At 64.1% G+C, this 12,989-nt stretch carries 13 protein-coding genes and 1 pseudogene; 11 read left to right on the top strand and 3 right to left on the bottom strand.

The window, feature by feature from the left end:
- Together NKH67_RS33290 and NKH67_RS33285 are read right to left on the bottom strand one after the other, a co-directional pair.
- Positions 1-205, bottom strand: a pseudogene (locus NKH67_RS33290) (FadR/GntR family transcriptional regulator); the annotation flags it as partial.
- A gap of 144 nt (positions 206-349) precedes the next feature.
- Complete coding sequence (locus tag NKH67_RS33285; RefSeq protein ID WP_023675805.1) at positions 350-1,339, bottom strand: sugar-binding protein; 990 nt, start codon at positions 1,337-1,339, stop codon at positions 350-352.
- 426 nt (positions 1,340-1,765) lie between these two features.
- On the opposite strand from NKH67_RS33285, the gene NKH67_RS33280 reads away from it, so the two are divergent.
- The 11 genes from NKH67_RS33280 to NKH67_RS33230 all read left to right on the top strand — a co-directional run bounded on the left by NKH67_RS33280 (position 1,766) and on the right by NKH67_RS33230 (position 12,110).
- The gene (locus tag NKH67_RS33280; RefSeq protein ID WP_023675804.1) at positions 1,766-2,506 is read left to right on the top strand and encodes an ATP-binding cassette domain-containing protein; all 741 of its coding nucleotides are present in this window, start codon (positions 1,766-1,768) and stop codon (positions 2,504-2,506) included.
- 34 nt (positions 2,507-2,540) lie between these two features.
- Entirely contained in the window at positions 2,541-3,539 is a 999-nt protein-coding gene (locus tag NKH67_RS33275) for an ABC transporter permease (RefSeq protein WP_254820532.1), read from the top strand.
- Between the two features lie 315 nt (positions 3,540-3,854).
- On the top strand, positions 3,855-4,682 hold the full coding sequence (locus NKH67_RS33270; protein ID WP_352503848.1) for an AraC family transcriptional regulator: 828 nt from the start codon (positions 3,855-3,857) through the stop codon (positions 4,680-4,682).
- A 107-nt stretch (positions 4,683-4,789) separates the two neighbouring features.
- A complete protein-coding gene (locus NKH67_RS33265) occupies positions 4,790-5,239 on the top strand; it encodes an SRPBCC family protein (protein ID WP_352474973.1) in 450 nt (149 codons plus the stop codon).
- Positions 5,240-5,251: 12 nt separating this feature from the next.
- Positions 5,252-6,046, top strand: coding sequence for an FAD binding domain-containing protein (locus tag NKH67_RS33260; protein ID WP_352503849.1), 795 nt, complete (start codon positions 5,252-5,254; stop codon positions 6,044-6,046).
- Between the two features lie 43 nt (positions 6,047-6,089).
- Positions 6,090-6,572, top strand: a complete 483-nt coding sequence (locus tag NKH67_RS33255) for a (2Fe-2S)-binding protein (protein ID WP_352503850.1) — start codon at positions 6,090-6,092, stop codon at positions 6,570-6,572.
- A 14-nt stretch (positions 6,573-6,586) separates the two neighbouring features.
- Positions 6,587-7,954 carry a xanthine dehydrogenase family protein molybdopterin-binding subunit gene (locus NKH67_RS33250; protein ID WP_352503851.1) on the top strand — a complete coding sequence of 456 codons (1,368 nt, stop codon included), beginning with the start codon at positions 6,587-6,589 and terminating at the stop codon, positions 7,952-7,954.
- Position 7,955: 1 nt separating this feature from the next.
- The gene (locus NKH67_RS33245) at positions 7,956-8,960 is read left to right on the top strand and encodes a xanthine dehydrogenase family protein molybdopterin-binding subunit (protein ID WP_352503852.1); all 1,005 of its coding nucleotides are present in this window, start codon (positions 7,956-7,958) and stop codon (positions 8,958-8,960) included.
- A gap of 9 nt (positions 8,961-8,969) precedes the next feature.
- Positions 8,970-9,866: an AAA family ATPase gene (locus NKH67_RS33240; RefSeq protein ID WP_352503853.1), complete on the top strand. Its 897-nt coding sequence runs from the start codon at positions 8,970-8,972 to the stop codon at positions 9,864-9,866.
- Between the two features lie 220 nt (positions 9,867-10,086).
- A complete protein-coding gene (locus NKH67_RS33235; protein ID WP_352503854.1) occupies positions 10,087-11,223 on the top strand; it encodes a vWA domain-containing protein in 1,137 nt (378 codons plus the stop codon).
- On the top strand, positions 11,223-12,110 hold the full coding sequence (locus NKH67_RS33230) for an amidohydrolase family protein (RefSeq protein ID WP_352503855.1): 888 nt from the start codon (positions 11,223-11,225) through the stop codon (positions 12,108-12,110). Before NKH67_RS33235 ends, NKH67_RS33230 begins: the two co-directional genes overlap by 1 nt.
- A 218-nt stretch (positions 12,111-12,328) precedes the next feature.
- Here NKH67_RS33230 and NKH67_RS33225 read toward each other — a convergent pair whose 3' ends face one another.
- Complete coding sequence (locus NKH67_RS33225) at positions 12,329-12,736, bottom strand: carboxymuconolactone decarboxylase family protein (protein ID WP_352503856.1); 408 nt, start codon at positions 12,734-12,736, stop codon at positions 12,329-12,331.
- Positions 12,737-12,989 lie beyond the last annotated feature (253 nt).

Genomic DNA, 12,989 nt, shown 5'->3' with positions numbered 1-12,989 from the left:
AGGTCTCGGACCATTTGGCTTCGTTGGGCAGGATGGTTCCCGGCGGATAGTCGCCGCGCACGATCCTCAGCCCGATTTCGTTGGCGAGCGAGGCATGCACGCTCGAGCCGGGAAAATGTGCGGCGTCGGCGCGCCGAACGACGGCCGGCCGCCCAGGCTCTGCCTTCAATTTGGCGGGTTGCTTTTTTGATGTCGCGTCCGGCATTCGTATTCCCCGGCAGCTTCTTGTCGAAAGCCTGAATTCAGGGCACGACAAAGCAGCGGCCTACGCTCCAAAGCAGCGTCGCCTCGTGCGTTTGTATGGACGATGCGTAACGGGGCGCCCGACGGGCGCCCCGAAACTGCGAACCTACTTCTGGATGCAGGTGTCGACGGTGTCCTTGGTGCATTCGTCGAGGCCGGTGAACACCGGATCGGCGACCGGCTTGCCGTCGACCAGGTCGATCATCACCGAGGGCGCCTTGTAGCCCATCTCGAACGGCCGCTGGCCAACCAGCGCGGTCACCAGCCCGTCACGAGCAATCGCCACCTCGTCGCCGATCGTGTCGGCGGCGCCGATGACAAAGGCGTTGCTGGCGATCTTGTCGGCCATCGGCTTGAACAGGTCGCGGTAGGGCTGCGGAGCGCCGAACAGCGGCCAGCCGCCCATGATGCCGAAGGCGTCGAGATCGGGATTGGCGGCGAGGATGTCGGTCATCGCCTGCACGCCCTTGGCGCCGTCGTCATTGGTGAACACCGGGCAGCCGGCAACTTCCGTCCAGCCGCCTTCCCCTGCCAGCGCCGCGAGGCCGTCCTTGCCCGAAAGCGCGTCACGCATGCCCTGCGCGCGGCGCAGGATGTTGTCGGCCGCCGGATTGCCTTCGATGGTGCAGATCTTGCCGCCATTCGGCTTGGCCTTCTTGATGTATTCGCCGATCTTGTGACCCATCAGGTAATTGTCGGTGCCGAGATAGGTCTTGCGCAGCGCCGCATCTTCCTTGCTGAGGTCGGCGTCGAGGGTCATGATCGGGATCGACGGATTGGCGCTTTTGATCGTCTGCGCGATCAATGGCGCGTTCGACGGCGAAATCGCCATCGCCACCGTGTCGGGCTTGCTCAGCATGTCCTGGACGATCTGGGCTTCACCGGCCTCATCCGAGGTCGACGCCGGTCCGGTGTAGAAGCACTCATATTCCGAGCTGGCGTTTTCCTTGTTCCATTTCTCGCAACCCTGGTGGATGGCCTCGAAGAATGGATTGTCGAGACCCTTCACGACGATGACGAGCTGTTTCTTGGCCATGGCCGGCCCGGCACCCAGCGCCATGACGGCGGCGGCAGCGAGCAATAGTGATTTCCTCATGTCAGTCCTCCCTTTGAAACAAACGGACACGGCGTGCCCGCCACACACAGATCGACCCGGAGCAAGATGACAGAGGACGTCGCACTCGTGTCGCCAAGCCAGGTCGATAAGCATTTTCATATTCAGTCTCAGACCGGCACCGACAGATACTGCTGGTTGCCAAATCCCCGACCGACAAACCCTCACCGATTCCTTCCGGCAACCCGGGAGATCGGCGCAAGCTCCTCCGACACTTAGCTAATATCGCCTTGTCACCGACGTCAATGCTATTTGTCCTACAAAACTGATTTTTCGAAAGAAGCCGTGGTTGACGCCAAGGAGGCTTATGCGTAAATGGGCAAAATCGCTGCTTCCGGGAGGAACTGGGGAGAGCGAATGGCCGCGGCAAAACCGCAGGCCGCAAAGCACGGGGAGGCAAGAAGGCTGGTGGCGGTTCTCGAACTCACCAACATCTCGAAGCATTTTGGCGCCATCCAGGCGGTCAACGACGTTTCGTTGTCGATCGAGGCCGGACAGGTTGTCGGCCTGATGGGCGACAACGGCGCCGGCAAGTCGACGCTGGTCAAGATGATCGCCGGCAATTTCCCGCCGAGCCATGGCACGATGCAGATGGACGGCAAGGAGCTGATCCTGCACAAGCCGGTCGAGGCGCGCCAGCACGGCATCGAAATCGTCCATCAGGACCTGGCACTGTGCAACAATCTGACGGCCGCCGCCAACGTCTATCTCGGCCGTGAATTGCGCCGCGGCCTCGGGCCGCTTCGCATCCTCGACTATGCCGCGATGTACAAGCGTGCCGGCCAGATCTTCGCCGAGCTGAAATCCGAAACCCGCCCGCGCGACCTGGTCAAACAAATGTCGGGCGGCCAGCGGCAGGCGGTGGCGATCGCCCGCACCATGCTTTCGCAGGCCAAGATCGTGCTGATGGACGAGCCGACGGCGGCGATCTCGGTGCGCCAGGTCGCCGAGGTGCTGAACCTGATCCGCCATTTGCGCGACCAGGGCATCGCCGTCGTGCTGATCAGCCACCGCATGCCCGACGTCTTTGACGTCGCCGACCGCGTCATCGTCATGCGGCGCGGCCGCAAGGTCGCCGACAAGACGATCGCATCGAGTTCGCCGGAAGAAGTCACCGGGCTCATCACCGGCGCCATCGAACAGGTATGATTGACGCCTCAACCATGGGTAAAAAAGGTCGATAATGGCAGTCACCCTTGATCAGACGATCGCGCACAAGCAGCACACCTTGCTGAGCAAGGTGTTTGCCAGCCAGACCTTCTGGGTGGTGATCGCGGTCATCCTCGCCTGCCTGTTCCTGTCGGTGGCCACGGATTCCTTCGCCACGACCAAGAACCTCTACAACATCACCCGCAACGTCACCTTCGTCGCCATCGTCGCGCTCGGCATGACCTTCGTCATCATCACCGGCGGTATCGACCTGTCGGTCGGCTCGGTGCTTTGCCTGTGCTCGATGGTGCTGGCCGTGACCATGCATGCCGGCTACGGCATCGAGATCGGCATTGGCGCTGCGATCGCCACAGCGCTGATCATCGGCGCCTTCAACGGGGTTCTGATCGCCTATCTCGGCTTTCCGCCTTTCGTGGTGACGCTCGGCATGCTGTCGATTGCGCGCAGCCTGGCCATGGTCGCCTCCAACAACACCGTCGTCTTCCAGTTCGGGCCGGACCACGACAAGCTGCTGGCGCTGGGCGGCGGTGCCTGGGTGTTCGGCATTGCCAATCCGGTGCTCTACATGATCGTGCTGGCGTTGATCACCGGCTTTGTGTTGCGCTGGACGAAATTCGGCCGGCACATCTTCGCCATCGGCGGCAACGAGCATGCGGCAACGCTGACCGGCGTTCCGGTACGCCAGATCAAGGTCGTCGTCTACATGATCTCGGCATTGGCGGCAGGCCTTGCCGGCATCATCCAGACCGGATGGCTGGGCGCGGTCACCACCAATCTCGGCAACGGCATGGAGCTTCAGGTGATCGCCGCCACCGTCATCGGTGGCGCCAACCTGGCCGGCGGCATGGGCACAGCCTTCGGCGCGGTCGTCGGCGCGGCGCTGATCGAGGTCATCCGCAACAGCCTCGGCCTGCTCGGCATCAATGCCTTCTGGCAAGGCGTGTTCATCGGCGGCGCCATCCTGCTCGCCGTGCTGTTCGACCGCATCCGCAATTTCAGACGCAACGACTGACGTTCAAGCGCAGCCTCCCCCTTCTCCCCTTGTGGGAGAAGGTGTCGCCGAAGGCGACGGATGAGGGGTGCTCCAGTTTGGCATCGCCTCATTTCTTCCAACACCCCTCAACCGTCTCGGCGCTAGCGCGCCGATCCACCTTCTCCCACAGGGGGAGAAGGGGACGCGCTCCTATCGCCGGGTCTGATAATCCGCCGCTGCGGCGCATGGCCGGCGCCCGGACGTGCACATCCGTCTTGACGCAAGCCCGAACTGCGCCGCACAATCGCTCGCAGCAGGCGAAGGGAGGCCAGTCGCCTGCGGGAGGATATATCCATGACGGAAGCGATCAGGCTCTACTGGGGCCGGTTCGGACATGTTTCTGTCCTGAACGTCGCCAGCGACTTCGTCACCCATGCCCATGTCGAGGCGCATATCATTATCTGGCTGGAAGGCACCGCCGGCGAGATGACCATCGGCCGCGAGACGGTGCGGCTTGGACCGGGCACCGCCGCCGGCATCAATTCCTTCCAGCCGCACAGCCACGCTCTGTCCCGCGACGGCACGCCCGGCCTGTTCCTCGCCTTTTACATCGATCCGGACTGGGCTCGAAGGCGCCGCGAGCTGCCTTCCTCCGCGCCGCTGTTCTCGGCCCCGGCAATCACGCTCGAGCCTTGGCTGCACAAGGCAGCGGCCAACCTCCTCGATCATCTCAGCGACAATGAAAGCATCGACGACATCGCCAATTACGAGATCGAGCGCTTCATCGACAGCGTGCTCGATGCCGCCGACGCGTCCGCACCGCAGACGGTGCGCGCCCGCGTCAACACCATGCAGGATTTCCGCGTCCGCAAGGCGATCCAGCTGATGAAAGCCAATGTCTGCGAGCGTATCTGCTTCGACGACGTGGCGCGCAGCGTCGGCCTGTCGCGGCCGCATTTCTTCGCGCTGTTCAAGGAACAGACCAATCTGACGCCCAACGTCTATTGGAACACGCTACGCATGGAGGAAGCGGTGCGGCAGTTACAGTGGTCGCAGGAGCCGCTGATCTCGGTCGCCTGCAATCTCGGCTTCACCACGCAAGGCAATTTCTCGCGCTTCTTCCGCGACCATGTCGGCGTCCCGCCGACGCTTTACCGCGAAGCGGCGCGGGCGATCAGCTGAGCGCCTGTTTTTCAGACTATTTGATAGGCGTTCAAGACGCATTGATAAGCGCCGCCGAGCCTGCCGCCCTACCCTCCCAAGCAGCTGATGTGCAAGGGAACGATCATATGGCGAAAGTCACCATCTCCAGCGTCATCGACGCACCGGTCGAAAAGGTCTGGGCCCGCATACGCGACTTCAACGGTCTGCCGACCTGGCACCCGCGCATGGTCGAAAGCCATATCGAAGACGGCAAGGATGCCGGCACGATCGGCTGCGTGCGCAATTTCCAGCTCGCCAGCGGCGCCCGCCTCCGCGAAAAGCTGCTCGATTTCTCCGACGAGAATTTCCTCGTCAGCTACGCCATCCTGGAGACGCCGCAGCCGCTCACCAACCACAAGGCGACGTTGCAGTTGCGGCGGGTGACCGACGGCGACCGCACCTATGCCGAATGGACCGCCAGCTTCGACGCCGCTCCCGAGGAAGCCGATCAATTGGCCGAAGGCATGGGCGCCAACGTCTTCCAGGGCGGGTTCAACGCCCTGAAGGCCCATTTTGCCGGCCAGAGCCAGGCGTAAAGGGAGCGTTCCATGGCGCTTGCACTGCAGAGTTTCGCGACGGTGAAGGACGCCGGCGCGGCGCTGAAAGCCGCCGGCACCCGCTACCTCGGTGGCGGCACGTTGGTGGTGCGCGCCGCCAATGAAGGCGACGTGTCGATCTCCGGTTTCGTCAGGTCGACCGAACCGGCGCTGTCGGTCATCCACATTTCCGGCGGCGAGGTCCGCATCGGCGCTTCGGTGACCATGGCGGCGATCGCCCGCCATCCGGATCTCGCCCCGCTGACCCACGCCGCGCGCGCCGTCGGCGGCCCGGCGATCCGCAACATGGCAACGGTCGGCGGCAATCTCTTCGCGCCAACGCCTTACGGTGATTTCACCGTTGCACTGCTGGCTTTGGATGCAACTGTCAGCACCGGCGACGGCGAACTCCCGATCGAAACCTTCCTGGCGAAACGCGAAAGCAACCACGCCATCGTCACCGCGGTCGGCTTCACGCTTCCGAAGGAAGGCGGCTTTCGCTTCCTGAAAGTGTCGAGGGTCAAGCCAAAGGGCATTTCGGTGCTGAGCATCGCGACCGTGCTGGAGCACGCATCGGACGGCACCGTGTCGTCAGCGCGGATCGCGTTCGGCTGCATGGCCGACCGGCCGATCCGTGCCAGGGCGGCGGAGAAGGCCCTGATTGGCCGGGAACTCACCAGCGAGGGCATCGCACCGGCACTGGCTGTTGCCCGCGACGGCACTTCGCCGCGAACCGATCCGATCGCCAGTGCCTGGTATCGCAACGAAGTCCTGCCGGTCCATCTCGGCCGGCTGCTGCTCGCCTGAAAGACCGTGGCATCCGCCTGGCTGCGGCGAAAGGAGTAAAAAGATGGCAAAGGTCCCGGTTCAGTTCACGCTCAATGGTGCCGAAAAGGCCGAATTCATTGACAGCGGCACAACGCTGCTTCATGCGCTGCGCGACAAGATCGGCGACACCTCGCCGAAGGGCGGCTGCCACCAAGGCACCTGCGGCGCCTGCTCGGTCATCATCGATGGCGAGCTCAGGCTGTCCTGCCTGACGCTGGCTGAGACCTGCAATGGCGCAACCGTCACCACCACCTCGGGACTGGCGGAAGGCGGCGTGCTGCATCCGCTGCAACGCGCTTTCCTCGATGCCTTCGCGACCCAATGCGGTTTCTGCACGCCGGGCATGATCATGGCCGCCAAGGTGCTGCTCGACCAAACGCCGAACCCCAGCCGCGAGGATGTGGTCGAGGCACTGTCCGGCAATATTTGCCGCTGCACCGGCTACGAACCGATCATCCAGGCGGTGCTGAGCGCCGCGCGCTCCAATTCGCAGAACGCGGCTTGAGGGGAGTCAAAAAGATGGAACTCCGCAAGAGCTACTTTGCCGACCAGCGCAAGGACGATCTGCACGAGATCGGCCAGCCGCGGCCGCGTTCGGATTCGCCCGGCCATGTCACCGGCAAGACCGCCTATTTCGCCGACCGCAATTTTCCCGGCATGCTGCACCTGAAGATGGTGCGCAGCCCGCATCATCACGCCCGCATCCGCAGCATCGATACGTCAGAGGCGGAAAAGCACCCCGGCGTCGTCAAGGTGCTGACCGCCAAGGATGTGCCGCACAATGTCTACACCATCCTGATCCTGATCCAGATCGGGCCGGAGGACGAGACGGTGCTGGCCGACGGCAAGGTGCGCTGGAAGGGCGAGGCGGTGGTCGCGGTGCTGGCCGAGACCGAGCGTGCCGCCCAGGAAGCCGCCGCCAAGGTCAAGGTCGACTACGAAGTGCTGCCCGCCGTCTTCGACATGGACGAAGCGCTGAAGCCCGGCGCGCCGATCGTCAATGAATATCACGGCCGGAATTATTACCTCTACGATAGCGGCGAATGCCGCAAGGTGCGCTTCGGCGATGTCGAAGCCGGCTTCGCCGAGGCCGACCACGTGCTCGAACAGACCTACCAGTCTTCACCGATCGAGCATGCGCCGACCGAGACGACCGGCTGCATCGTCGCACCCGAGGGTAACGACCGCTTCACCTGCTACACCAACACGCAGGCGATGTTCTTCACCCTCGATAACGCCTCGATCATCCTGCAGATGCCCGGCAACAAGCTGCATTTCGTCGGCGGCACTGTCGGCGGCGGCTTTGGCGGCAAGGTCGACGTCATCGTCGAGCCGATCGCCATCCTTGGCGCCAAAATAACAGGACGACCGGTCTGTTTTATCTACAGCCGCGAGGAAGAGATGCAGATTTCCTCGCCGCGCGCCGCCGAGAAAGTCGTCATCAAGGACGGCGTCATGAACGACGGCCGCATCGTCGCGCGCAAAGTGACCGGCTACACCGACGCCGGCGCCTATTCGCGCCATTCGCCCTACGGCGCGCAGAAGGGCGCCGGGCATTATCCCGGCCCGTATACGATCCAAAATGTCTGGATCGACACCTACTGCGTCTACACCAATCGCACCCCGTCCTCGGCGATGCGCGGCTTCGGCGTCACCATCGGCGACTTCGCGCTGGAGGTGCAGATGGACAAGCTCGCGCGGCTGATCGGCATGGACCCGCTCGAATTCCGCTTCATCAACGCCTATCGTGACGGCGACATCAAAGCACATCGGCAGCCGACCGAGGGTGCTGCGCTGATCGAGTGCATGCAGGAAGCCTCGCGCGCCGCCAACTGGCCGGTGGCAGAAAAATTCATGGCGATGTCGTCCTACGCGAAGGGGGTTTGAGATGGCGATCAGGCGCGGACGCGGCGTCGCCGCGATCAATTATCCGACCGGCATGAATCTCGGCGGCGACCCGACGCAGGCGCTGGTGCATTCGACGCCGACCGGCAATTTCATGGTGACGCTGTCGAGCGTCGATCTCGGCCAGGGCATGAAGCAGATCATGGCGCAGATCTGCGCCGAGACGATCGGCGTGCCGACCGACCGTGTCGTCGTCGACACGGCCGACACCGACACCGGCCCGCATTGCATGGGCACCTTCGCCTCGCGCGGCACGCACCGGGCCGGCAATGCGGTTATCCAGGCGGCCAGGGAAGCCCGCCAGGTGATGCTGGAAGTGGCGGCCGAGGAGCTGGAGGTCAATGCGTCCGACCTTGAGACCGACGGCCAGGGCAACATCCTGGTCAAGGGCGCGCCGCAGAAATCGATCTCGATCTTCGATGTCGCGCTGTCGGCGCATTTCAAGCGCGGCCGTTCGATTTCCGGCCGCGGCATGTTTTTGATCCCCCGCTCCTATCCCGAAAAGGAAACCGGCGCGATGAAGCCGTCGACCTGCTACGCCCACGCCTGCACGGTTGCCGAGGTCGAGGTCGACGACGAGACCGGCGAGGTCACCGTGCTGACCGTGAAGAACGTCTTTGAGATCGGCCGCGCGCTGAACCCGAAAATGGTCGAGCAGCAGCTCGTCGGAGGCTCGTGGATGGGCATCAGCCATGCGCTCTACGAAACGACCGAACCCTATTATCCCAATCGCGACCATGGCGGCACCGACTTCAACCAATATCTGATGCCGGGACCGGGCGATCTCGCGCAAACCGATATCATCGTGCTGGAAAGGCCCTCGGCGGACGGGCCGTATGGCGCCAAGGGGCCGGGCGAAATGTGCGCCAACCCGCAGATCCCGGCGGTCGCCAATGCCGTCTTCGACGCCGTCGGCGTGCGCATCGACACGCTGCCGATCACGCCGGAGCGCATCCTGCGGGCGCTGAAGGCGCAAGCCCCGAACTGAGTGCTGGAAATGCCCAAGAGAAGCGCCCGGACTTCAAGCGCAGAGACAGTCGCGACCTCGCCGGAGGCGGTGGCGTCCCGCCTCGCCGCCTCGCACTATCTCGCCGATGAAAGCCTGGCCACCGCAATCTTCCTGGCGATCCGGCTGGGCAAGCCGCTGCTGCTCGAAGGCGCGCCCGGCGTCGGCAAGACCGAAGCGGCGAAGGCGATAGCCGAACTGCTCGGGCGCGATCTGGTGCGGCTGCAATGCTATGAAGGCATCGACGCCGCACATGCGCTATACGAGTGGAACTACCAGCGCCAGCTGCTCGCCATCCGCCATGCCGGCGAGCACGAGGTCGACATCTATGACGACCGTTTCCTGATCGCGCGGCCGCTGCTGCAGGTGCTGAAGGCGCCGGAAAAGCGCGTGCTGCTGGTCGACGAAATCGACCGTTCCGACCATGAATTCGAAGCGCTGCTGCTGGAGTTCCTGTCCGATTTCCAGATCAGCATTCCCGAGCGCGGCACCATTAGCGCGACGGCGCAGCCGATCGTCATCCTGACCTCGAACCGCACCCGTGAACTGGCGGAAGCGCTGCGGCGGCGCTGCGTCTATCACTGGATCACCTATCCCGACGCCGGGCGCGAGGCCGAGATCATCATGCTGCGCGCCGGCGACGTCGCCGAGGCCACGGCGCGCGCCGTGGCTGCCGCCGTGCGCGACATTCGCGCCCGTCCGTTGGCCAAGCCGCCAGGCATCGCCGAGGCGGTCGAATGGGCCAATGCCGCCACCATCCTCGAAAAGGGCGGCAGCCCCTGGCCGGAAGCCTTCCGCCGCGCCATCGGCGTGCTGATCAAAGACGAGGAGGATCTATCCTGCATCGCGCCGGAGCTCGGCAAGATTGTCGAGGAGGCGCTGGCGTGAGCCGGGAAGTCGGCAATCCCCTCCTCCCGTCCATTCCGCAACGTTGGCGGGACAGCACCCCCCTCTGTCCTGCCGGACATCTCCCCCTCAAGGGGGGAGATCAGATGTCATCCCGGCTTTCGCTAAACTCCAACATTGCAGGGCTGAGCGGAGCGTCGAAGCTGCCAATCTCCCCCCTTGAGGGGGAGATGTCCGGCAGGACAGAGGGGAGCGCGAAGGAATGATGCGTCCGGAAAGTTTGCCCCGTGCGACCACGCCGTTCCTCGGCTTCGCCCGGCTGCTCCGCCGCTATGGCTTTGCTGTCGCGCCGGAGCAGGTCTCCGGCTTCATGCAGGCAGTAACCCTGCTCGGTCCCCGTTCGATGGCCGACATCCGCGAAGCGGCCCTCGCCACGCTGGCGCCGCCGCCCGACCGCCGCGACGAATTCGAGGCGCATTTCCGGAGCCATTTCTATGGGGATGCCGCGGCGCTGGTCGAAGGCGAGGCCGACGAGGAAACCCGCATCAAGGACGATGGTGCAACGGGCGAAGAAGAAATCGAAGTGGTCCGCCAGGAGCAAGGCGGCGAACTGTCTTCGGCCAGCGAACAGTTGAGCGTCCGCGAGTTCCATCGCGACAGCGACGGGCTTGCCGCCTTCCGCCGCAAGCTCGCCACCGCTTTGCCCGCGCGCCGCTCCTTCCGCACCGTACGCACGCATGCGCGCGGCAAGCTCGATCTGCGCCGTTCGCTTAGGGAGATCGTCAGCGCCGACGGCGATATCCCCTCGCCGCTGCTGCGCCGGCGGCAGGCGGTGCCGCGCAAGCTTCTCATCCTCATCGATGTATCCGGCTCGATGAAGCTCTACACATCGGACTATCTCAAGCTGGCGCATGCGGCCGTGCAAGGCGCCGACCGGGCGGAGGTCTTCACTTTCGGCACGCGGCTGACCCGCATCACCTCGCCGCTACGCATTCGCGACCGCGACCAGGCGCTGGCCCGCGCCGCTGCCCAAGTCGACGACTGGGACGGCGGCACCCGTATGGGACCGACGCTGCTCGCGTTTCTATCGGTGCCGCGCTTCTCCGCCTTTGCGCGCGGGGCGGCAATCGTCATCCTGTCGGATGCGCTGGAGCGCGGCGACCATGCCGAGCTGGAGACCGCGATACGCCGGCTGAGCGCCCGCGCCTTTCGGCTTTCGCTGGCGACGCCATTGGCCGGCGATCCGCGTTTTCGGCCGGCCACGGCAGCACTTCGCACCATCCTGCCGGTGCTCGACGATCTGGTCGACGGCTCCTCGATCGCCGGCCTCACCGATTTCATCCTGTCGCTCGCCCGCCCAGCCCCGGCGGCCGCGGCAATCTGGAAAAGGGTTTTGTGATGCAGAAAGCGATCGACGCGCATTTCCACATCTGGCGCCGAGAGGACCAGCCCTGGCTGGTCGGACCGATGGTGCCGCGCATCTTTGGCCCTTACGAGCCGATCCGCCGCGATTATCCGATCGAGGAATTCCTCGCCGACCAGCAAGGCTCGGGCGTCGAGAAGGCGGTCTATGTCCAGACCAACTGGGCCAAGGAGGATTTCGAGAACGAGGTCGCGTTCGTGCAGAAGACCGCGGAAGAAACCGGCTGGCCGCACGCCATCGTCGGCTATGCCGACATGACCGTGGACGACGTGCGTTCCCAGATCGACCGGCTGATCAAATACCCGCTGCTGCGCGGCGTGCGCATGCAGCTGCACTGGCACCAAACGTCGGCCTTCCGCTTCGCCGCCTCGGCCGATCAGGTCATCGACCCCAAAGTGCGGGCCAATGTCGCGCGGCTCAAGCATTACGGCCTGTCCTTCGACCTGCAGCTTTTCCCCGCCCAGATGAAGGATGGGCTGACGCTCGTCGGCGAGAACCCCGAGACCAATTTCATTCTCACCCACGCCGGCATGCTGACCGACATGGAGCCCGAAACCACCGAGGCCTGGAAGGCAGGCCTGCGCACGCTGTCAGCGGCGCCCAACCTCTATGCAAAGCTGTCCGGCCTCGGCACCTTCGTCCACCACAACGACCCGGCGCTGATCGCCTATATCGTCGACAACGCCATCGACATCCTCGGCAGCGGCCACCTGATGTTCGGCTCGAACTTCCCGATCGAGAAGCTGTGGACCAGCCATGCCGAGCTGATCAGGGCGCACCGGGAGGCGGTGGCGAAACACGGCGCGGCCGCCGAGGCCGATATTTTCTGGAACACGGCGGAGAAGGTATATCGGCCGGTGTAGCGCGCATCCCTTCTCCCCTTGTGGGAGAAGGTGGATCGGCGCGTAGCGCCGAGACGGATGAGGGGTGCTGGAAGAAACTCGGCGGAGAAAATCCCAGCGATTTGAAGCACTTACGTCTCCAAGGCCGCGATCCGTCCAGCACCCCTCATCCGACCGAGCTTCGCTCGGCCACCTTCTCCCACAAGGGGAGAAGGGAAGGCGCCGCGCCGCGCCTCACCTCACTTGACCTCGAACTGCGGATCGACCGGGATCTGCAGCGCGGTGACCATCTGGTTGGTCTGCCCGGCCAGCCCGATGATCGAGACCAGCTCGCCATGCTGCGCGTCGGTCATGCCCTTGGCGCGGGCGGCAGCCGTATGCGAATGGACGCAATAGGAGCAGCCATTGGCGGTCGAGACGGCGATGTAGATCATCTCCTTGGTCAGCGGATCGATGGCGCTGTCGGCGACCATCACCGCCTTGAGCTGTTCCCAGACCCGCTTCAGCGACGCCGGATCATTGGCCAGCCCGCGCCAGAAATTGTTGACGAAGTCGGATTTGCGCGTCGCGCGGATGTCGTCGAATACCGCCTTGACCGCCGGGATTTTTTCCACCTCGGCATCGCTCAGAAGTTTCGTCGTGGCCATGGCTTGGTCCTTTCGTTTGGATCGTTATGCGAGGTCGTTGAATCAGGTCGGGAGAAAAGGCGGCTAACCGCCTTGGATGAATCAGCAATTGACGCGCTGAGGCAAGACCGTAAGGCTGGCCGAGGCCCCTCACCTTCGTCATCCCTGGGCGAAGCAGGAGCGAAGCTCCGTCGCGGAGACCCTGGGATCCATATGTGGACGGCGCCCTGCCTGCAACGGTTGTTTTGCGTCGTTTTCGATCGCTTGCGTCCAT

This window comes from Mesorhizobium sp. M0968 (assembly GCF_040319065.1).
In the GTDB taxonomy this organism is placed as follows: domain Bacteria; phylum Pseudomonadota; class Alphaproteobacteria; order Rhizobiales; family Rhizobiaceae; genus Mesorhizobium.
Note: the sequence above shows the minus strand (reverse complement) of the source record. Positions and strands in the feature narration are given on the sequence as shown.

Coding starts and splice junctions, on each gene's coding strand:
- NKH67_RS33285 (WP_023675805.1), bottom strand. CDS start 1,339: ATGAGGAAATCACTATTGCTCGCTGCCGCCGCCGTCATGGCGCTGGGT.
- NKH67_RS33275 (WP_254820532.1), top strand. CDS start 2,541: ATGGCAGTCACCCTTGATCAGACGATCGCGCACAAGCAGCACACCTTG.
- NKH67_RS33270 (WP_352503848.1), top strand. CDS start 3,855: ATGACGGAAGCGATCAGGCTCTACTGGGGCCGGTTCGGACATGTTTCT.
- NKH67_RS33265 (WP_352474973.1), top strand. CDS start 4,790: ATGGCGAAAGTCACCATCTCCAGCGTCATCGACGCACCGGTCGAAAAG.
- NKH67_RS33260 (WP_352503849.1), top strand. CDS start 5,252: ATGGCGCTTGCACTGCAGAGTTTCGCGACGGTGAAGGACGCCGGCGCG.
- NKH67_RS33255 (WP_352503850.1), top strand. CDS start 6,090: ATGGCAAAGGTCCCGGTTCAGTTCACGCTCAATGGTGCCGAAAAGGCC.
- NKH67_RS33250 (WP_352503851.1), top strand. CDS start 6,587: ATGGAACTCCGCAAGAGCTACTTTGCCGACCAGCGCAAGGACGATCTG.
- NKH67_RS33245 (WP_352503852.1), top strand. CDS start 7,956: ATGGCGATCAGGCGCGGACGCGGCGTCGCCGCGATCAATTATCCGACC.
- NKH67_RS33240 (WP_352503853.1), top strand. CDS start 8,970: ATGCCCAAGAGAAGCGCCCGGACTTCAAGCGCAGAGACAGTCGCGACC.
- NKH67_RS33235 (WP_352503854.1), top strand. CDS start 10,087: ATGATGCGTCCGGAAAGTTTGCCCCGTGCGACCACGCCGTTCCTCGGC.
- NKH67_RS33230 (WP_352503855.1), top strand. CDS start 11,223: ATGCAGAAAGCGATCGACGCGCATTTCCACATCTGGCGCCGAGAGGAC.
- NKH67_RS33225 (WP_352503856.1), bottom strand. CDS start 12,736: ATGGCCACGACGAAACTTCTGAGCGATGCCGAGGTGGAAAAAATCCCG.